Origin of the sequence: Pseudomonas sp. KB_15, assembly GCF_052114525.1 — a bacterium.
Taxonomy (GTDB): Bacteria; Pseudomonadota; Gammaproteobacteria; order Pseudomonadales; family Pseudomonadaceae; genus Aquipseudomonas.
In genome coordinates, this window is the sequence record NZ_JBFREX010000032.1 from 22,063 (window position 1) to 41,505 (window position 19,443).

The following is a 19,443-nucleotide window of genomic DNA, read 5'->3' on the forward strand; positions in this document are numbered from 1 at the left end:
CAAGCGACAAGCTTTGCCCGGAGGGAGTATCGCGGCCGCTAAATCTGGTCGCGACGATGTTTTTTTATAGTATTGAAGTAGCGTCCTGCAACCTTGATGTCAGCTCGCTACAACCGCTGCAAATGACCATAAAGCTTGGCATACAGGCCACCGTCGGCAATCAGTTGCTGATGGTCGCCGTCCTCGGCAACTTGCCCGCCGTCGAACACAAGCACACGATCGGCCTGTTTTACCGCCGAAAGACGGTGGGCAATGATCAACGTGGTACGGTTGCTCAGAAACCGCGCCAGGGCTTGGTGCAGGTTGTATTCGGTGGCGGCGTCCAGCGCCGAGGTGGCTTCGTCGAGGATCACCACCTTGGGCTCGGCCAGTACCATCCGGGCGATGGCCAGGCGTTGACGCTGCCCGCCGGACAAACGCACGCCTGAGCGCCCGACGATGCTGTCCAGGCCATTGGGCAAGTCCCGGACCGTGCCGTGCAATTGGGCGATTTCCAGTGCCTGCCAGCAGGCCTCGTCACTACGTTCGCGGCCCATGGTCAGGTTGGCCCGGATGGTGTCGTTGAACAGCGCCGGATGTTGCAGGACCACGGCGACATTTTCCCGCACGGTTTCCAGACCGATCTCTTGCTGGCTCGAACCGCCGAAGCGAATGGTGCCGGCCAACGGCGTATACAAGCCCAGCAGCAGTTGCACCAGCGTGCTCTTGCCGCCGCCACTGGCACCGACGATCGCGACCTTTTCGCCGGGGGCGATGGACAGGTTCATCTGGTTCAAGACCAGTTCGTCACCGTAACCGAAGCTCAACCCTTGCACTTCCAGCCCGACCGTCTCGCGACCGTTGAACGGATCGACTCCGCCCGGGTATTCGGGCTCATCGGCGCGGGACAGCAGTTCGTTGATCCGCGACAGCGCACCGCCGGCAGCGTAGTAGGCATACTGCAGGTTCAGCAGTTGCTCCACCGGACCGATCATGAACCACAGGTAGCTGAATACCGCGAGCATCTGGCCGATTGAAAGGTCGGAAAACAGCACGGTGAGCATCGCCGCGGCCCGGAAAATATCGATGCCGAACTGGAACAGCAAACCGCTGGCCCGGTTCGACGCATCGGTTTTCCATTGTGAATTCACCGCGTAGTCACGCACGTCCCGGGCGCGTTGCCCCAGGCGACCGAGGAAAAACCCCTGGCGGTTGCCGGCGCGAACTTCCTGGATGGCATCCAGGGTTTCGGTCAGCGCCTGGGTAAAGCGCGAAGTGCTGTCGTTCTCGAGTTTCTTCAGGTGCTTGACCCGTTTGCCCAACTGCACCGTGGCGTAGATCACCAGCGGGTTGAACAGCAGGATCAGCAAGGCCAGTTTCCAGTGCATCCACATCAGAATGCCGGCAGTGCCGACCAGGGTCAGCATGGCCACGAGGAAACGGCTGAGTGTTTCGCCGACGAATTTGTCCAGTGTGTCCAGATCGGTGACCAGATGCGTGGTCACCGTGCCGCTGCCCAGGCTTTCATATTCACCCAGCGAGATGCGCTTGAGCCGTTCGATCAGGCGTATGCGAATGCGGTAGACGATGTCCTTGGCCAACCCGGCGAACAACTTCGCCTGCACCACGTTGAACAGCAACGCCGTACACCTCAGGGTCAAGGTCACCAGCAGCATCAGTCCGATATAGCCCGCAGCTTTTTGCCAGCCTTCGGGCAGCGCGTGGTTCATGACCTTCAGCGCGGCATCACCGTGCCCCAGCAACACCTCGTCCACCAGCAATGGCAGGAGCAACGGAATCGGCACGCTGCACAAGGTCGCCAGCACGGCCACGCCATTGGCGATCCACAGGGATTTCTTGTGATGCAGGGCCAGGCGACGGATTTCCGCCCAGCTCAGGCGGTCAACACGTTTAGCGGTAGCGACATCATCGGACAGGTCATGCACAGGCAGCACGCTCCAGCCAGCGGCCGAGCAGCGGGGACAGCACACTCAGAGGCTGGTAGCCGTTGGTCAGCAAGGCCAATTGACCGTTACGCTCAGCCAGCAGGGTAGGAAAACCGGCGATGCCCAGGTCCTGGACCCAGGTGAAATCGGCGGCGGTAGCTGCGTGCATATCGGCCCGGTCGAAAGCGCCGGCGAACTCGATACGTGGCAATCCGGCTTGTTCCGCCAACTCCACCAGCACACTGGCCTGTGTGACATCGCGACCTTCGGCATAAAACGCGTGCTGAATCAGCCCGAGCAGTATCCACGCGCAATCCGGTGCCAGGCTGCGCGCCGTCACCAATGCCCGACAGGCAGGTTCGGTGTCGTAGACAAAGCCTTCGGGCAACGCGCCTTCGAGCTTGAACGGCTGGCCAGTGGCCTCGGTGACCGCCTGCCAATGCTCGAAGATGTAACGCCGGGTGGTCGGTTCAAGTGCCGCACCGCTACCGGTGCGCAAGCCGCCCACAATCAAGTGCACATCCACGCCTGCGGCTTGCGCCTGCTCGACCAGTGCGTTGGCCACCGGGGCAAACCCCCAGCACCAGGAACACATCGGGTCCATCACATAGAGCAGGCGCGCAGACATGATTCAGGCCTCGGTGGATGCTTGCTTGTAGTTGTAGCCGATCGGGTGAGGCTGGTTACGAGCCTTGGCCAGTTCGATCTGCTTCTGCCGGTCGATGGCGCTGCGACGGGTCTTCTCGCTCAGCTTATCCCAGCAATGCGGGCAACTGATGCCGGCCACGTAATGCTCGGACGCGCGGTCTTCGATGCTGACCGGTGTGCGGCAGGCATGACATTGATCGTAGTCGCCTTCGCTCAGGTCGTGGCGCACGGTCACGCGGTTGTCGAACACGAAGCAGTCGCCCTGCCACTTGGTTTCTTCCTGCGGCACCTCTTCAAGGTACTTCAGGATGCCGCCCTTGAGGTGATAGACCTCATCGAAACCTTCGCTGAGCATGTAGCTCGACGCCTTCTCGCAGCGAATGCCGCCGGTGCAGAACATCGCGACCTTCTTGTGCACGGCCGGGTCGAAGTTGGCTTTGATATAGTCTGGAAATTCGCGAAAACTAGTGGTTTTCGGGTCAATGGCGCCTTCGAAGGTGCCAATCGAGACTTCGTAATCGTTACGGGTGTCGATCAACAGCACTTGCGGGTCGCTGATCAGCGCGTTCCAGTCCTGTGGATCGACGTAGGTGCCGACCTTTTTGTTCGGGTCCACGCCTTCCACACCGAGGGTGACGATTTCTTTCTTGAGTTTGACTTTGGTGCGGTAGAACGGCTGCTCATCGCAGTACGACTCTTTATGGTCGATGTCGTCCATGCGTGGGTCGTTCTTGAGCCAGGCCATCAGCCCGTCGATGCCTTCGCGGCTGCCGGACACGGTGCCGTTGATGCCTTCTTCGGCGATCAGCAGCGTGCCTTTGATGCCGTTGTCGACCATCGCTTGCAGCAGGGGCTCGCGCAGGGTGACGTAATCTTCCAGGGTGACGAACTTATACAGTGCCGCCACGACAATCTGTTGTGTCATGGGTAAATCTCCAGGTGGCTACCCTCGTAAGGGGTGAACCGGATGCGAAAAAAAACGCGCCGGGTGAGCGGCGCGTTGCGGATTCTAGCAAAAAACCGGTGTTTAGTGCTTGCTGCCGCCGGCACAGGTCGGCGAGGCCGGGGCCGCGTCGATCTGTGCCCATTCCTCGGGCGTGTAGGTATGCAGCGCCAACGCATGAAACTCGCCCATCAGCTCGCCGAGCGTGCCGTAGACCTTTTGGTGACGCTTGACCCGATTCAGGCCATCGAACTGCGCGCTGACCACCACCGCCTTGAAGTGGGTCTGCAATCCCCGGCTGTGCATATGGCTCTCATCCAGCACTTGCAGGTGCTCGGGCTGGAGCAGGGCCAGCGTCGATTCGATGCGTTGTTGCATGGTCATACCGGACTCCGCTTAAGGCTTTTTCTTGGCTGGAGCAGCCGCGTCTTTCGGCGTCAGCTCGGCCGTCATGTCGGCCAGCAGCTTGTTGACCACCGGCACCGCGCTTTCCAGCTTGGCCTGGGTCATCTGGGCCGATTGCTGGGTCAGCTGGGGCATTTTTTCCAGGACTTTCTTGCCCAGTGGCGACTGGTAGAACGCAACCAGGTCCTTGAGCTCGGATTCGGTGAAGTTGGTGGTGTAGAGCTTGACCATGTCCGGTTTCAGCTTGTTCCAGCCAATGGCCTGGTCCAGAGCGGCGTTGGCCTTGGCCTGGTAGGTTTCCAGCACGGCTTTTTTCGACTCTGGGGCTTTGGTCTGTTCGAAACGTTGGGCGAACATCTGCTGTACTTGCATGTACACCGGGGTGCCCAGTTTGTCAGCGTGCGCCATGGTCAGGAAAGCCTCGGCACTGGCGTTATGGCTGGCGGTGTCGGCAAGAACCTGGCCGCTGGCGCAGACCAAAGCAACGGCGGTACAGATGGCACGAAGACGAGTCATCGAGTTTCCTTTTCTAGCTGGCGAGGTAAGACCCCAAGGGCGTCCATTCTGCGCCTAAAAAAGTCTGTCGCTCAACCCCAAGCCTTGTCGCGCCTGATTTAGAGGGGTTGAATGGTCAAATACAGACTGATGGAACCACGGCCGTCGATCTCGGCCTAAACTGCGCAATCGGACCTACAGGAGTGAGCAAGATGAGCCGTATCGAAACCGACAGCCTCGGCCAGGTTGAAGTCCCGGATGAAGCCTACTGGGGCGCTCAGACGCAACGCTCGCTGATCAACTTCGCCATTGGCAACGAACGCATGCCGCTGGCCGTGTTGCATGCCCTGGCGCTGATCAAGAAAGCCGCGGCACGGGTCAATGATCGAAATGGCGACGTGCCCGCCGATATCGCCCGCTTGATCGAGCAGGCGGCCGACGAAGTGCTCGCCGGCGACCACGACGACCAGTTTCCGCTGGTGGTCTGGCAAACCGGCAGCGGCACCCAGAGCAACATGAACGTCAACGAAGTGATCGCCGGTCGCGCCAACGAGCTGGCCGGCAACCCCCGTGGCGGCAAGTCCCCGGTGCACCCCAACGATCACGTCAATCGTTCCCAGAGTTCCAACGACTGTTTTCCCACCGCCATGCACATCGCGGCCGCCCAGGCGGTGCAGCAGCACCTGCTGCCGGCGATCAGCGAACTGTCCGGCGGCCTGGCCGAGCTGTCCGCCCGCCATATGAAACTGGTCAAGACCGGCCGAACCCACATGATGGATGCGACACCGATCAGCTTCGGCCAGGAAATCTCGGCCTTCATCGCGCAACTCGATTACGCCGAGCGGGCGATCCGCAGCGCATTTCCCGCGGTCTGCGAGCTGGCCCAGGGCGGGACGGCCGTCGGCACAGGGCTGAATTCACCTCACGGGTTCGGTGAGGCCATCGCCGCAGAATTGGCCGCCCTCTCCGGTTTGCCGTTTATCACCGCGCCGAACAAGTTCGCCGCACTGGCCGGCCATGAGCCGCTGACCACGCTGTCCGGTGCGCTGAAAACCCTCGCCGTGACGCTGATGAAAATCGCCAATGATCTGCGCCTGCTGGGTTCCGGTCCGCGCGCCGGCTTCGCCGAAGTCAAGCTGCCGGCCAATGAACCAGGCAGTTCGATCATGCCGGGCAAGGTCAACCCGACCCAGTGCGAAGCGTTGTCGATGCTGGCCTGCCAGGTGTTGGGCAACGACGTCGCCATCGGCTTTGCGGCCAGTCAGGGCCACTTGCAGCTGAACGTGTTCAAACCGGTGATCATCCATAACCTGCTGCAATCGATCCGCTTGCTGGGCGATGGTTGCAGCAACTTCCAGCAGCACTGCGTGGCGGGCCTGGAGCCGGATGCGGAAAAAATGGCTGAACACCTGGAACGAGGCCTGATGCTGGTGACGGCGCTCAACCCGCACATTGGCTATGACAAATCGGCGGAGATCGCCAAGAAGGCCTACAGCGAAGGACTGACCTTGCGCGAGGCGGCGTTGCAGTTGGGGTATCTGACCGATGAGGAGTTCGATGCCTGGGTAAGGCCGGAGAATATGCTGGAGGCTGGGGCCAAGGGCTGAGCCTTTGCATAGCAGGTAGTCCGCCATCGCGAGCAGGCTCGCTCCTACAGGGATCTGATGTGCGACATAGATCCAATGTAGGAGCGAGCCTGCTCGCGATGGGCGCGATGAAGATTTTCAGCCAACGACCATTTTGGCCTTTCGTGCTTTCAATCCTGCAATCAACGAAGGCCCCAACGCCACCAGCGCCGACCCCAGCACCACCAGCACCGCGCCGCCATAACCCAAACCATTGATCGTCTCGGCATGCACATAGTCGGGCCACAGCCACGCAGCCATGGCAACTGCGGCAAAGGTCACCAGCGGCGTGATGGCCAGCGTCGCGCTGACCCGGGAGGCTTCCCAATGGGCCAGGGCCTCGGCAAACGCGCCATAGGCAATCAGGGTGTTGAGGCAGCATGCCAGCAGCAACCAACCCTGCAACGGGTTCAATTGCAGTACTTCAAGCGGATGCACCCACGGCGTCAACAGCAGCGCGCAAAACAGGTAGATCACCATCATCACTTGCAGCGAATTCCACACTGTCAGCAATTGCTTCTGCCCCAGGGCATAGAAGGTCCAGACCGTGGACGCCAGCAGCACCAGCAGCACGCCGGCGGTGTAGTCGGTCAGCGAGGTGAGCAATTCACTCAGGCGCTGGTTGAAAAACAGCGCAAAACCGACCAGCAGCACCAGCAGCCCGATCCCCTGCCCCAGGCTGAAACGCTCCTTGAACACAAACAGGCTGGCGATCAGCAGCATGATCGGCCCCATCTGCACCACCAGTTGCGCCGTGCCGGGGCTGAGCAGGTTCAGGCCCATCAAATACAACACATAGTTACCGACCAGGCCGAGCACCGCCATCAGCACCAGCCAGCCACCGCGCGGACCGAGCACTTTACGGCTGGGCAGACGCCTGGTGGCCGCCAGGTAAATGAACAGGCAACCGCCGGACACCATCAGGCGAAACCAGGTCACCGTCACCGGGTCCATCACCAGCAACACCTGCTTGAGCTTGATCGGCAGGATTCCCCACAACAACGCGGTCAGCAAGGCCAGGAACAGACCGTAAACCCAGCGACCCGATGAAATGTGCATGTGAACCCCAACGCCAACTGACAGGAGTCGTCATTCTAGGCGCAGAGCTGTGGCGTACACAGGCACAGTTGCCTTCTGGCCGCGATTGAAACTGTGCGGGTCGCAATGTGAAAGACCGCGGCGCCTGCATTCGCGAGCAAGTCGGATCGCCGCACCGCCGCTCCCACATTTGACCGCGTACACCGTTCAATGTGGGAGCGGGCTTGCTCGCGAAAGCTATATGGCAGTCAACACAAAGTGCGGAGACCTAGCGCACCGCCTCAAACAACCCCGTAGCCCCCATCCCGCCACCCACGCACATGGTGACGATGCCGTAACGCAGATTGCGTCGCTGCAATTCACGAACGAGATGCCCGACCTGGCGCGAACCGGTCATGCCGAACGGGTGGCCGATGGAAATCGAGCCACCGTTGACGTTGTACCGGGCGTTGTCGATTTCCAGCCGGTTGCGGCTGTACAGGCACTGCGAGGCAAACGCTTCGTTGAGTTCCCACAGGTCGATGTCGTCAATCCGCAAGCCTTTGGCCTTGAGCAGTTTCGGTACCGAAAACACCGGGCCGATGCCCATCTCGTCCGGCGCACAACCGGCCACGGTAAAACCGCGGAAGAACGCTTTCGGCTTGAGCCCCAGTTCCAGCGCTTTTTCCAGGCTCATCACCAGGGTCATGGACGCGCCGTCAGACAGCTGCGACGAGTTGCCCGCCGTGACCGAGCCATCTTCGGCGAATACCGGTTTCAATCCGGCCAGACTTTCCAGGGTGGTGTCCGGGCGGTTGCAGTCATCGCGGTCGACAATGCCGTCGAGGATCTGTGCTTGGCCTGTGGCCTTGTCTTCGACGCGGTACTTCACCGCCATCGGCACGATTTCATCATTGAACAGCCCGGCGGCCTGAGCCTCGGCGGTGCGCTGCTGGCTTTGCAGCGCATACAGGTCCTGCTCTTCGCGGCTGACGCTGTACCGACGCGCGACGATTTCAGCGGTCTGGCCCATCGGGAAGTAGATGCCCGGCACCTGCTCCTTGAGCAGCGGGTTGATCAGGTTGTCGGTATTGACACTTTTCATGGTCAGGCTGATGGACTCGACCCCGCCGGCGACGATGATGTCGCTGCAACCCGAAGCGATCTGGTTGGCGGCGATGGCGATCGCCTGCAAGCCCGAGGAACAGAAGCGGTTGAGGGTCATGCCGGCCGTGCCGGTGCCCAGGCGCGAGAGCACCGCGACGTTGCGCCCGATATTGAAACCCTGGGCGCCTTCATTGGAACCGGCACCGACGATGCAGTCCTCGACGCTCGCCGGATCAATACCGCTGCGCGCCAACAGCGCATCGACACAGTGTGCCGCCATGTCGTCCGGGCGGGTCATGTTGAATTTACCGCGAAAGGATTTGGCCAGGCCGGTCCGCACGCTGTCGACGATCACCACTTCACGCATGGCATACCTCATTGTTGTTATCGGTTGAGAGTGGACCGAGCATAAGTCCAGCGCTTCACCGACCGCGACAATCATTCACCTCGCGTATGCGTAACCATCGCTTCAATCCTTGTCCTTACGCTTCTTGCGCTCATGCCGGTCGGATTTTTCGAAAGCCTCCTCGAGTGCCCGGTTGATAGTGCGCAAGACTTTGACCCGTGCCCAGCGCTTGTCGTTGGCCTCCACCAGGGTCCATGGCGCGATCTCGGTGCTGGTACGGTCGACCATGTCGCCTACCGCCGCGCGATAGTCATCCCACTTTTCACGGTTGCGCCAGTCATCCTCAGTGATCTTGAAGCGTTTGAAGGGAGTCTGCTCGCGCTCCTGGAAGCGCTCCAGTTGCGTCTGTTTGTCGATGGACAGCCAGAACTTGACCACGATCACGCAGGCGTCAGTAACCTGTTCCTCGAAATCGTTGATCTCGCTGTAGGCACGCAGCCAGTCCGCCGGGCTGCAAAAACCTTCGATGCGCTCCACCAACACCCGGCCATACCAGGAGCGGTCGAACACGGTGAACTTGCCCCGGGCTGGAAGATGACGCCAGAAGCGCCACAAATACGGTTGCGCCCGTTCTTCTTCGGTGGGCGCGGCAATCGGCACGATGCTGTACTGACGTGGATCCAGTGCCGCCGCGACCCGGCGGATCGCCCCGCCCTTGCCGGCTGCGTCATTGCCCTCGAATACCGCCACCAGTGCGTGCCGGCGCATGCGTTTGTCACGCATCAACCCGGAAAACCGCGCCTGCTCGGTGATCAACTGTTCTTCGTAATCTTCTTTGTCCAGGTGCAGGGTCAGGTCCAGGCTGTCGAGCAGGTTCACTTGATCGACACTGGGGAATACGGGCGCGGCGCTGACCTTTTCCGGATGGATCGTCGGCCGCTGTAACGCGCCGCGCAGGCCCTCCAGCAGAATCCGCCCCACGGCCAGGTTCCGATAATGTGCATCCGCCCCGGCGATTACATGCCAGGGTGCATAGTCGCGACTGGTGCGGCGCAAGACCCGTTCACCGTACTTCACGAAGCGGTCGTAGGTTTGCGACTGCTGCCAGTCCAGCGGGCTGATGCGCCAGCTGTGCAGCGGGTCGTCGGCCAGTGCCTTGAGGCGTGCCTTCATTTGCTTTTTGGAGAGGTGAAACCAGAACTTGAAGATCAGCGCACCTTCGTCGCAGAGCATTTTTTCCAGGCGCTCGGCCCCGTTGATCGCCTGGTCGAGCCGTGGGTCCTTGAACTCGCCATGGACCCGTCCCTGCAGCATCTGGCTGTACCAGTTGCCGAAGAAAATCCCCATGCGGCCCTTGGCCGGAAGCATCCTCCAGTAACGCCAGGCCGGTGGCCGTGCCAGCTCTTCGTCGGTTTGCTGGTCGAACGTGCGGACCTCGATCAGGCGCGGGTCCATCCACTCGTTGAGTACCTTGATCGTCTCGCCCTTGCCGGCACCTTCGATGCCGTTGATCAAAATGATCACCGGAAAGCGGCGTTGCTGCTGCAATTCGAATTGCGCTTCGAGCAACGCTTCGCGCAGGGCCGGTACTTCGGCGTCATAGGTGTCTTTGTCGATGGCGTGATCGATTTCGGCAGATTCAAACATGAGCGGCTCCCTTCCAGATGTGAGCAAGACTAGCGGATTGAGCTGAAGGTCAGCGGATTTTCCCTAACGCCACAAAGAGCTTGACCATGCCGTCGATCGGCTAGAATGGCGACCTTGCCGTTGCCGAGCCTGCCATGAAACCTGTACTGCCCCACGCCCAACTCGACTGGGACGACCAAGGTCGTCCGTACTCGCGAGTGTTCGACGATGTGTACTTCTCCGATAAGTCGGGGCTGGATGAAACCCGCTATGTGTTCATCGAACAGAACCGTCTGGCGGAACGCTTTGCCGCCTTGCCCGAGGACGGGCGGCTGATCATCGGTGAAACGGGGTTCGGCACCGGGCTGAATTTTCTGTGTGCCTGGCAGGTGTTCGAGCAACACGCGGCGGCCAGTGCACGGCTGCATTTTGTCAGCGTCGAGAAGTACCCTTTTAGCCCGGCCGACTTGCAACGGGCCCTGGCGCTGTGGCCGGAACTCAAGGCGTTTGCCGATCAATTGCTGGCGCAGTACGTGGCGATCCATCAGGGTTTTCAGCGCCTGACGCTGGATAACGGCCGTGTCACCCTGACGTTGCTGATCGGCGACGCATTGGAACAACTGCCTCAACTCGATGCCCGGATCGACGCCTGGTTCCTCGACGGTTTCGCTCCGGCGAAAAACCCTGACATGTGGACCGCCGAACTGTTTGCCGAACTCGCACGCCTGGCCGCCCCCGGTGCTTCCATCAGCACCTTCACCAGCACCGGGTGGGTACGGCGCCTGCTCAACGCCGCCGGCTTCAAGATGAAACGCACCCCCGGCATCGGCCACAAATGGGAAATCCTGCGCGGCGAGTTCCTCGGCTGGCCCCGGGAAACGCCTGCCCCGGCCCTGGATAAACCCTGGTTTGCCCGCCCGGCACCGCTGACCGGCGAGCGTCAGGCACTGGTGATCGGCGCCGGCCTGGCCGGTTGTGCCAGCGCCGCCAGCCTCGCCGCGCGGGGCTGGCAAGTGACAATGCTGGAGCGCCACGACGACATCGCCCGGGAAGCTTCGGGCAACCCGCAGGGCGTGCTGTACCTGAAGTTATCGGCGCATGGCACGGCGCTGTCGCAAATGATCGTCAGCGGATTCGGCTACACCCGACGACTGCTCGAACACTTGCAACGGGGCCGCGACTGGGACGATTGCGGCGTGTTGCAACTGGCCTTCAACGCCAAGGAAGCCGAACGCCAATTGCAATTGGCGGCAGCGTTTGCGCCGGACTTGTTGCACCTGCTGGATCAACCCGAGGCACAGGCCGTGGCTGGTATCGGGCTGGCACACGGCGGCCTGTTCTATCCCGAAGGCGGCTGGGTCCACCCACCGGCGCTGTGCCAGTGGCAGGCTGCACATCCACAGATTCAATTGCTCACCCATCACGATGCGCTGCAACTGCGCAAGGTTGAGGGCCAGTGGCAGGCCTGGGACGGCGAACGCTTGCTCACCAGCGCGCCGGTGGTGGTGCTTGCCGGTGCTGCTGAAATCCAGCGTTTCCCCGAGAGCGCCGGGTTACCGCTCAAACGCATTCGCGGGCAAATCACGCGCCTGGCGCAAACCCCGCAAAGCCAGGCCCTGAGCACTGTAGTGTGTGCCGAAGGCTATGTCGCCCCTGCCCGTTTGGGCGAACACACCCTGGGAGCCAGTTTCGATTTCAAGAGTGATGATCTGACACCGACCACGGCAGAACACCTGGGCAACCTGGCCATGCTCGAAGAGATTTCCCACGATCTGGTCGAGCGTTTACGGGCCGATAAACTTGCTCCCGAAAGCCTCCAGGGTCGCGCTGCATTTCGTTGCACCAGCCCCGACTACTTGCCGATCGTCGGCCCCTTGGCCGACACCCGGGCGTTCACTCAGGCTTATGCAGCGCTGGGCAAGGACGCCCGGCAGGTGCCGGACGTCGAATGCCCTTGGCTTGACGGCTTGTACATCAACAGCGGTCACGGCTCGCGCGGCCTGATCACAGCGCCATTGTCCGGGGAACTGCTGGCAGCCTGGCTGGACAACGAACCCCTGCCGCTGCCCAGAAGCGTGGCAGAAGCCTGTCATCCCAACCGGTTTGCCTTGCGGCGATTGATCCGGGGCAAGTAGTCGATACAGCAGCCGAAGTCGCCCTCACGGGGGATTCGGCCGTGGTCTGTCGGCATATAACCCATCGATCTAAAACTCCCCTTACCGAGGAGGGTCACTTTCTGAGTACCTGCCGTTTTGGCGTGGTATCGAATGCCCCTCCCCAACGGAAAAACCGGTAAGGAATTTATGTGCGGATTAGCTGGCGAGTTACGTTTTGATCATCAACCTGCAGACCTTGCAGCCATTGAACGAATCACCCATCACCTGGCCCCTCGCGGCCCCGACGCCTGGGGTTTTCATAGCCAGGGACCGATTGCCCTGGGCCACCGGCGCCTGAAAATCATGGACCTGTCGGACGGCTCGGCGCAGCCGATGATCGACCCGCAATTGGGCTTGTCCCTGGCCTTCAACGGGGCGATCTACAACTTTCCGGAACTGCGCGCCGAGCTTGAAGGCCTGGGCTACGCCTTCTACTCCGATGGCGACACCGAAGTGCTGCTCAAGGGCTATCACGCCTGGGGCGAAGCGCTGTTGCCGAAACTCAACGGCATGTTTGCCTTTGCCATCTGGGAGCGCGATGCCCAACGTCTGTTCATGGCCCGCGACCGTCTCGGCGTGAAACCGCTGTACCTGTCGCGCACCGGTCAACGCCTGCGCTTTGCTTCGGCACTGCCGGCCTTGCTCAAGGGCGGCGATATCAATCCGCTCCTCGATCCCGTGGCGCTCAATCACTATCTGAATTTCCACGCCGTGGTCCCGGCACCGCGCACCTTGCTGACGGGTATTGAAAAACTGCCGCCCGCCACCTGGATGCGTATCGAAGCCGATGGCCGCACCGAGCAGAAAACCTGGTGGACCCTGCCCTACGGCCCTCACGCCGATGAGATGAATCTGACCCTCGAAGACTGGCGCGACCGTGTGCTTGACAGCACCCGCGAAGCGGTCGCCATCCGCCAACGTGCGGCAGTGGATGTCGGTGTGCTGCTGTCCGGTGGCGTCGACTCGAGTTTGCTGGTGGGCTTGTTGCGGGAAGTCGGCGTGGACAATCTGTCGACCTTCTCCATCGGGTTTCAGGATGCCGGTGGCGAGCGCGGTGACGAGTTCCAGTATTCCGACCTGATTGCCCAACACTACGGCACACAGCATCACCAGTTGCGCATCGATGAAAAAGAGATCATCGAACAACTGCCTGCCGCGTTCAGGGCCATGAGCGAGCCGATGGTCAGCCATGACTGCATTGCCTTCTACCTGTTGTCCCGGGAAGTGGCCAAACACTGCAAGGTAGTGCAAAGCGGCCAGGGTGCCGACGAACTGTTTGCCGGCTACCACTGGTATCCGCAAGTGGACGGTGCGAGCGATCCGTATGCCGCGTACCGCGAAGCATTTTTCGACCGCAGCTACGACGACTACGCCGCCACCGTGCAACCGAAATGGCTGACCGCCAATGACGCCGCCGGTGACTTCGTCAAAGCCCATTTCGCAAAACCCGGTGCCGATGCGGCGGTGGACAAGGCCTTGCGTCTGGACAGCACGGTGATGCTGGTGGACGACCCGGTCAAACGCGTCGACAACATGACCATGGCCTGGGGCCTGGAAGCGCGCACGCCGTTTCTCGACTACCGCCTGGTGGAGCTGTCGGCACGGATTCCGGGGCGTTTCAAACTGCCGGACGGCGGCAAGCAAGTCTTGAAAGAAGCCGCACGACAAGTGATTCCCAGTGAAGTGATCGACCGCAAGAAAGGTTACTTCCCGGTGCCGGGCCTCAAGCATTTGCAGGGCGATACGCTGGACTGGGTGCGCGAGTTACTGCTCGATCCCAGCCAGGATCGCGGCCTGTTCAAGCCTGCGATGCTCGACCGTCTGCTGACCGACCCACAGGGACAATTGACGCCGTTGCGCGGTTCGAAGCTGTGGCAACTGGCGGCCCTCAACCTGTGGCTCAGCGAACAAGGAATCTGACCGATGAAACCTCATGCCACGGCTTTCAGCCAACGCCTGTTGCGCGGCCAGTCGCCTTCCTACGAACGCTTGCAGGCACGTCTGGCCGAGGATGGCAGTGAACTCGGCGGGGCGCCGATCGCCGTGCATTGTGGCTGGGGCCGCTTGCTGATCGGCCACACCTTTGCCGATGCCGCGAGCCTCGCCGGGGAGTTGCTCAACGAGCAGCCCGGCGAACGGGACATTGCCCTGTACGTCGCCGCACCCCAGCAAGTGCTGGGTCTGGAGCCGACCCAGCTGTTCCTTGACCCGTCCGATACCTTGCGTCTGTGGTTCAGCGATTACCGCCAAGCGACCCGGGTGTTTCGTGGTTTTCGCATCCGACGCGCGCAAAGCGATACCGACTGGCAGGCTATCAACCAGCTGTATCAGGCGCGCGGCATGCTGCCGATCGATGCCACCCGGCTCACTGCGCGCCACCTGGGCGGCCCGGTGTACTGGCTGGCCGAAGACGAGGACAGCGGCGCGGTCATCGGCAGCGTCATGGGCCTCAATCATGCAAAAGCCTTCAACGATCCGGAACACGGCAGCAGCCTGTGGTGCCTGGCGGTCGACCCGCATTGTGCGCGGCCTGGTGTCGGAGAGGTGCTGGTGCGGCACTTGATCGAACACTTCATGAGTCGCGGTCTCGCGTACCTCGACCTGTCCGTACTGCACGACAACCGCCAGGCGAAAAGCCTTTACGCCAAGCTCGGTTTTCGCAACCTCTCGACCTTCGCCATCAAGCGCAAGAACGGTATCAATCAGCCGCTGTTTCTCGGGCCAGGCCCGGAAGCGGCGTTCAACCCATACGCGCGGATCATTGTCGAGGAAGCTCATCGTCGTGGCATCGATGTTCAGGTCGATGACGCTGACGCCGGGATGTTCACCCTCAGCCATGGCGGACGCCGGGTACGCTGCCGTGAATCCCTGAGCGACCTGACCAGCGCCATCAGCATGAGCCTGTGCCAGGACAAAAGCCTGACCCACAAAGTGCTCAAGGCTGCCGGACTGAACCTGCCGGCTCAGCAACTGGCTGGCAATGCCGATGACAATCTGGCGTTTCTCGATGAGCACCTGCGCGTGGTGGTCAAACCACTGGACGGTGAACAGGGCCAAGGCGTGGCGGTCGATTTGCGGACCATCGACGAGGTTCAGCAAGCCATCGAGACCGCTCGCCAATTTGACAGCCGCGTGCTACTGGAAAGCTTCCATGAAGGCCTCGACCTGCGAATTCTGGTGATCGGTTTTGAAGTGGTCGCGGCCGCGATTCGCCGGCCGGCCGAAGTGGTCGGCGACGGCCAGCATTCCATTGGCGTCTTGATCGAAGCCCAGAGCCGACGGCGACAAGCGGCCACGGGCGGCGAAAGCAAGATCCCGCAGGATCAGGAAACCCTGCGCACCTTGCGTGCCGCCGGGTACGACTACAGCAGCATTCTGCCGGCCGRCGAGCATCTGTTCGTACGGCGTACGGCGAACCTTCATACAGGAGGTGTTCTTGAGGACGTGACGACGATCCTGCATCCGACGCTGGTGGACGCCGCCGTGCGGGCAGCGCGGGCGCTGGACATTCCCATGGTCGGCCTTGACCTGATGGTGTCCGCCGCTGACCGGGCGGACTACGTGTTTATCGAAGCCAACGAGCGGGCCGGGCTGGCCAATCATGAACCGCAACCCACCGCGGAGCGGTTTGTGGATTTGCTGTTTCCGCACAGTCAGCCGGTGGTCTCTTAACCATGTGTTGTCTGGACTGATGCTATCGCGAGCAGGCTCGCTCCCACCTTTGATCGCGTTCCCCCTGTAGGAGCGAGCCTGCTCGCGAAGGCGGCCGTACAGGCGATAACCAATCAGGAGTTTCCATGACCAGCAAAATCCCCGAACCGGACCTCGGATACCTGCAAAAAGTCCTGCTGGAAATGCTCGCCATTCCCAGCCCCACCGGGTTCACCGATACCATCGTGCGCTATGTCGCCGAACGCCTTGAAGAACTCGGCATTCCCTTCGAAATGACCCGTCGCGGAACCATCCGCGCCACGCTCAAAGGCAAGAAAAACAGCCCCGACCGCGCCGTTTCCGCCCACCTGGACACCATCGGCGCGGCGGTGCGCGCGGTAAAGGACAACGGCCGCCTGAGCCTCGCGCCTGTCGGCTGCTGGTCCAGCCGTTTTGCCGAAGGCAGTCGGGTCAGCCTGTTTACCGACAATGGCGTGATCCGCGGCAGTGTCTTGCCGCTGATGGCATCCGGTCACGCATTCAATACCGCCGTGGATGAGATGCCGATCAGTTGGGATCACATCGAATTGCGTCTGGATGCCTATTGCGCCACCCGCGCCGACTGCGAGTCGTTGGGCATCAGCGTCGGCGATTTCGTCGCCTTCGATCCGTTGCCCGAGTTCACCGAAAGCGGCCACATCAGCGCCCGCCACCTCGACGACAAAGCCGGAGTGGCGGCACTGCTGGCGGCGCTCAAAGCCATCGTCGACAGTGGCGAATACCTGATGATCGACTGCCATCCGCTGTTCACCATCACCGAGGAAACCGGTAGTGGCGCGGCGGCGGCATTGCCCTGGGACGTCAGTGAGTTCGTCGGCATCGACATCGCACCGGTGGCGCCTGGCCAACACTCCAGCGAGCATACCGTGAGCATCGCGATGCAGGATTCCGGTGGGCCGTATGACTATCACCTGTCGCGCCACCTCCTGCGCCTGGCCAGCGACAACGAGTTGCCGGCACGCCGCGACCTGTTCCGTTACTACTTCAGCGACGCACATTCGGCGGTCACCGCCGGCCACGACATTCGCACCGCCCTGCTCGCCTTCGGCTGCGACGCCACCCACGGTTACGAGCGCACCCACATCGACAGCCTCGCCGCCCTGAGCCGCCTGCTCGGTGCGTACATCCTCAGTCCGCCGGTGTTTGCCAGCGATGCGCAACCGGCCAAGGGGTCACTGGACCGCTTCAGCCATCAACTTGAGCACGACACCCAGATGGAAAGCGACACGCGGGTGCCTTCGGTGGACAGCCTGGTGGGGCAGCGGTCGGAGAACTGACCTCAGAATTTTTGTTGAGCGGGTGATTGCCATCGCGAGCAGGCTCGCTCCTACAGGGGAATGCGACCTACTGTGGGAGCGAGCCTGCTCGCGATGGCGTCAGAGCAGCCAACATCAAACCCCAGGCTAGCCGATACCGGTCATTCGCCGTAGCATCGCGCCATTGATCCAACCGAGGTGCCTATGCTGATTCCCCACGACCAACTTGAAGTCGACACCCTCACCCGCCTGATCGAGGATTTCGTGACCCGCGACGGCACCGACAATGGTGACGATACACCGCTGGAAACCCGCGTATTGCGCGTGCGCCAGGCCTTGACCAAGGGCCAGGCACTGATTGTCTTCGACCCGGAAAGCGAGCAATGCCAGTTGATGCTCAAGCATGACGTGCCCAAGCACCTGTTTGACTGAGGCCTTCAGCGCCCCTTGGTTTTCGCCGGTTTGTTCTGGATGCGTTGGTAGATTTCGCAGCGGTGCACATTAACGTCCTGAGGCGCTTCGACGCCAAAGCGCACGTTGCTTCCGTTGATCGCGAGAACGCGCACGGAAATGTTGTCACCGATGGAAATCGTTTCGCCCACAAGGCGAGTGAGTACGAGCATGAGGAGTGTCCTTCAGGGGTTACTGGCCCTTGAAGATGCCCGGCCCGTGGTACGCCTACAATGCTCCGACAGCAAACCGGACTGGACTGACAGCCCCTGAGCCACCCCGCTGACGGAAACGTCTGACACGCCGGGTGATTGTAGGGACGACCTGTCAGGACGCGGAGAATCGCGGCCCGAAAAGAATGATGCTCGCGCCAATCACACACAGCGCCACGCCAAGCCAGTCCGAACCCAGCGGACGAATCCGCTCGACCACGGCCAACCAGCCGATTGACGCAATGATGTAGATGCCACCGTAAGCGGCGTAGGCGCGGCCGGCGTAGGTGGCTTCGATACGGGTCAGCAGCAGGGCGAACAGGGTCAGGCTGAGGAGCGCCGGCACCACCCACCACATGCTTTTACCCTGGCGCAGCCACATCCAGAAGGCAAAGCAACCGGCAATTTCGAACAGCGCAGCGAGGAAAAACCACAGGTAATTGAGCATGCAAGCGTCTCGCAAGGATGGCCGATGGCGGCCACCCTAACCACAGCGTTGCCTGCGGGCAAGATCAGCCTGCGGATTGCCTGGCCTTGGCGCGCATTTTATCGGCCATGACGGTCATTTCGCTGTAGAGCAACTGCGGGTTCTTCTGCTTGATTGCCCAGGCCATGCGGCCCTGTTCGTGGGGCAGGATCATGAACTCGCCGGCGGCGACCTGCTGATAGATGTAATCGGCGATGTCGGCGGCACTGATCGGCGAACTTTCCAGCAACTTGCCGACCTGGGCCTTCATGGCCGGGGTCGGGCCGCGGAAGGAGTCCAGCAGGTTGGTCTGGAAGAACGACGGACACACCACATGCACGCCGACTTCCTGATGCGCCAGCTCGATCAGCAGGCTTTCGGACAACGCCACCACACCCGCCTTGGCCACGTTGTAGTTGCTCATCGCCGGGCCTTGCATCAGCGCGGCCATGGACGCGATGTTGATGATCTTGCCTTTGCTTTTTTCCAGCAATGGCAGGAAAGCCTTGCAGCCCTTGACCACGCCCATCAGGTTGATCGCGATCTGCCAGTCCCAGTCCTCCAGGGACAACTCACTGAAGAACCCGCCAGACGCTACGCCAGCGTTGTTGACGATGACATCGATACCGCCGAGCTTGACTTCGCAGGCCTGGGCGAACGCCGTCAATTGGCTGTAATCGCGTACGTCACAGCGCTGGATAAAACCATCACCGCCGGCTTCACGGACCAGCTTCAGGGTTTCCTGCAAACCGGGCTCGCTGACGTCCGACAAAGCCAGTTGCCAGCCTTCACGCGCCCAGCGCAGCGCGATTTCGCGACCCAGGCCAGAGCCTGCACCAGTGATCATCATGCGATTTTGCATAGCAAACAGCCTTGTTGTTCTCGGAAGATGCACCGAGTGTAGCGAAGGAAATTGCCCGACCCACGCTCCATCAGATTGCTGAATGGCCCGAGCAAACCGCGGGAGCGCCTGAGGTAACCAAGGCCACCACAAAAGAAATAAGAACCCGTGCGAAATACTTCAAAAAAACTTGGAATTTTCCTGCAGGCGCAAG

At 61.3% G+C, this 19,443-nt stretch carries 17 protein-coding genes; 6 read left to right on the forward strand and 11 right to left on the reverse strand.

What is annotated here, in order from left to right; all coding sequences use genetic code 11:
* Nucleotides 1-107: 107 nt before the first annotated feature.
* The 5 genes from AB4Z35_RS21530 to AB4Z35_RS21550 all read right to left on the reverse strand — a co-directional run bounded on the left by AB4Z35_RS21530 (nt 108) and on the right by AB4Z35_RS21550 (nt 4,437).
* A complete protein-coding gene (locus AB4Z35_RS21530) occupies nt 108-1,925 on the reverse strand; it encodes an ABC transporter ATP-binding protein (protein WP_442099291.1) in 1,818 nt (605 codons plus the stop codon).
* Nucleotides 1,918-2,553: a DsbA family protein gene (locus AB4Z35_RS21535; protein WP_442099292.1), complete on the reverse strand. Its 636-nt coding sequence runs from the start codon at nt 2,551-2,553 to the stop codon at nt 1,918-1,920. Before AB4Z35_RS21535 ends, AB4Z35_RS21530 begins: the two co-directional genes overlap by 8 nt.
* A gap of 3 nt (nt 2,554-2,556) precedes the next feature.
* Nucleotides 2,557-3,498: an oxygen-dependent tRNA uridine(34) hydroxylase TrhO gene (gene trhO, locus AB4Z35_RS21540; protein WP_442099293.1), complete on the reverse strand. Its 942-nt coding sequence runs from the start codon at nt 3,496-3,498 to the stop codon at nt 2,557-2,559.
* Nucleotides 3,499-3,600: 102 nt separating this feature from the next.
* On the reverse strand, nt 3,601-3,900 hold the full coding sequence (locus AB4Z35_RS21545) for a BolA family protein (RefSeq protein ID WP_007973667.1): 300 nt from the start codon (nt 3,898-3,900) through the stop codon (nt 3,601-3,603).
* A gap of 12 nt (nt 3,901-3,912) precedes the next feature.
* Nucleotides 3,913-4,437: a DUF2059 domain-containing protein gene (locus tag AB4Z35_RS21550; RefSeq protein ID WP_007997268.1), complete on the reverse strand. Its 525-nt coding sequence runs from the start codon at nt 4,435-4,437 to the stop codon at nt 3,913-3,915.
* A gap of 191 nt (nt 4,438-4,628) precedes the next feature.
* Between AB4Z35_RS21550 and AB4Z35_RS21555 the strand changes: the two genes are divergently transcribed.
* Entirely contained in the window at nt 4,629-6,023 is a 1,395-nt protein-coding gene (locus AB4Z35_RS21555) for a class II fumarate hydratase (RefSeq protein ID WP_007997270.1), read from the forward strand.
* A 117-nt stretch (nt 6,024-6,140) separates the two neighbouring features.
* On the opposite strand, the gene AB4Z35_RS21560 is transcribed toward AB4Z35_RS21555, so the two are convergent.
* The 3 genes from AB4Z35_RS21560 to pap all read right to left on the reverse strand — a co-directional run bounded on the left by AB4Z35_RS21560 (nt 6,141) and on the right by pap (nt 10,158).
* Complete coding sequence (locus AB4Z35_RS21560; protein WP_442099294.1) at nt 6,141-7,100, reverse strand: DMT family transporter; 960 nt, start codon at nt 7,098-7,100, stop codon at nt 6,141-6,143.
* A gap of 247 nt (nt 7,101-7,347) precedes the next feature.
* Nucleotides 7,348-8,532, reverse strand: coding sequence for a thiolase family protein (locus tag AB4Z35_RS21565; RefSeq protein WP_007997274.1), 1,185 nt, complete (start codon nt 8,530-8,532; stop codon nt 7,348-7,350).
* 102 nt (nt 8,533-8,634) lie between these two features.
* On the reverse strand, nt 8,635-10,158 hold the full coding sequence (pap, locus tag AB4Z35_RS21570; protein ID WP_442099296.1) for a polyphosphate:AMP phosphotransferase: 1,524 nt from the start codon (nt 10,156-10,158) through the stop codon (nt 8,635-8,637).
* Between the two features lie 134 nt (nt 10,159-10,292).
* Between pap and mnmC the strand changes: the two genes are divergently transcribed.
* The 5 genes from mnmC (at nt 10,293) to AB4Z35_RS21595 (ending at nt 17,692) form a co-directional block, all read left to right on the forward strand.
* Complete coding sequence (gene mnmC, locus AB4Z35_RS21575) at nt 10,293-12,272, forward strand: bifunctional tRNA (5-methylaminomethyl-2-thiouridine)(34)-methyltransferase MnmD/FAD-dependent 5-carboxymethylaminomethyl-2-thiouridine(34) oxidoreductase MnmC (RefSeq protein ID WP_442099297.1); 1,980 nt, start codon at nt 10,293-10,295, stop codon at nt 12,270-12,272.
* Between the two features lie 168 nt (nt 12,273-12,440).
* Nucleotides 12,441-14,213 carry an N-acetylglutaminylglutamine amidotransferase gene (locus AB4Z35_RS21580; protein WP_442099298.1) on the forward strand — a complete coding sequence of 591 codons (1,773 nt, stop codon included), beginning with the start codon at nt 12,441-12,443 and terminating at the stop codon, nt 14,211-14,213.
* Between the two features lie 3 nt (nt 14,214-14,216).
* Nucleotides 14,217-15,965 (forward strand): N-acetylglutaminylglutamine synthetase, encoded by a 1,749-nt coding sequence (ngg, locus tag AB4Z35_RS21585; RefSeq protein WP_442099300.1) that lies wholly within the window; start codon nt 14,217-14,219, stop codon nt 15,963-15,965.
* Between the two features lie 125 nt (nt 15,966-16,090).
* On the forward strand, nt 16,091-17,281 hold the full coding sequence (locus AB4Z35_RS21590; RefSeq protein ID WP_442099301.1) for an osmoprotectant NAGGN system M42 family peptidase: 1,191 nt from the start codon (nt 16,091-16,093) through the stop codon (nt 17,279-17,281).
* A gap of 183 nt (nt 17,282-17,464) precedes the next feature.
* The gene (locus AB4Z35_RS21595) at nt 17,465-17,692 is read left to right on the forward strand and encodes a YheU family protein (protein ID WP_003199186.1); all 228 of its coding nucleotides are present in this window, start codon (nt 17,465-17,467) and stop codon (nt 17,690-17,692) included.
* A 5-nt stretch (nt 17,693-17,697) separates the two neighbouring features.
* Here the strand turns inward: AB4Z35_RS21595 and csrA are convergent, their stop codons facing one another.
* The 3 genes from csrA to AB4Z35_RS21610 all read right to left on the reverse strand — a co-directional run bounded on the left by csrA (nt 17,698) and on the right by AB4Z35_RS21610 (nt 19,250).
* The gene (gene csrA / locus AB4Z35_RS21600) at nt 17,698-17,883 is read right to left on the reverse strand and encodes a carbon storage regulator CsrA (protein ID WP_008004347.1); all 186 of its coding nucleotides are present in this window, start codon (nt 17,881-17,883) and stop codon (nt 17,698-17,700) included.
* Between the two features lie 154 nt (nt 17,884-18,037).
* A complete protein-coding gene (locus tag AB4Z35_RS21605) occupies nt 18,038-18,370 on the reverse strand; it encodes a YnfA family protein (protein WP_008004345.1) in 333 nt (110 codons plus the stop codon).
* Between the two features lie 64 nt (nt 18,371-18,434).
* Nucleotides 18,435-19,250: an SDR family oxidoreductase gene (locus AB4Z35_RS21610; RefSeq protein ID WP_442099304.1), complete on the reverse strand. Its 816-nt coding sequence runs from the start codon at nt 19,248-19,250 to the stop codon at nt 18,435-18,437.
* Between the last annotated feature and the right edge of the window lie 193 nt (nt 19,251-19,443).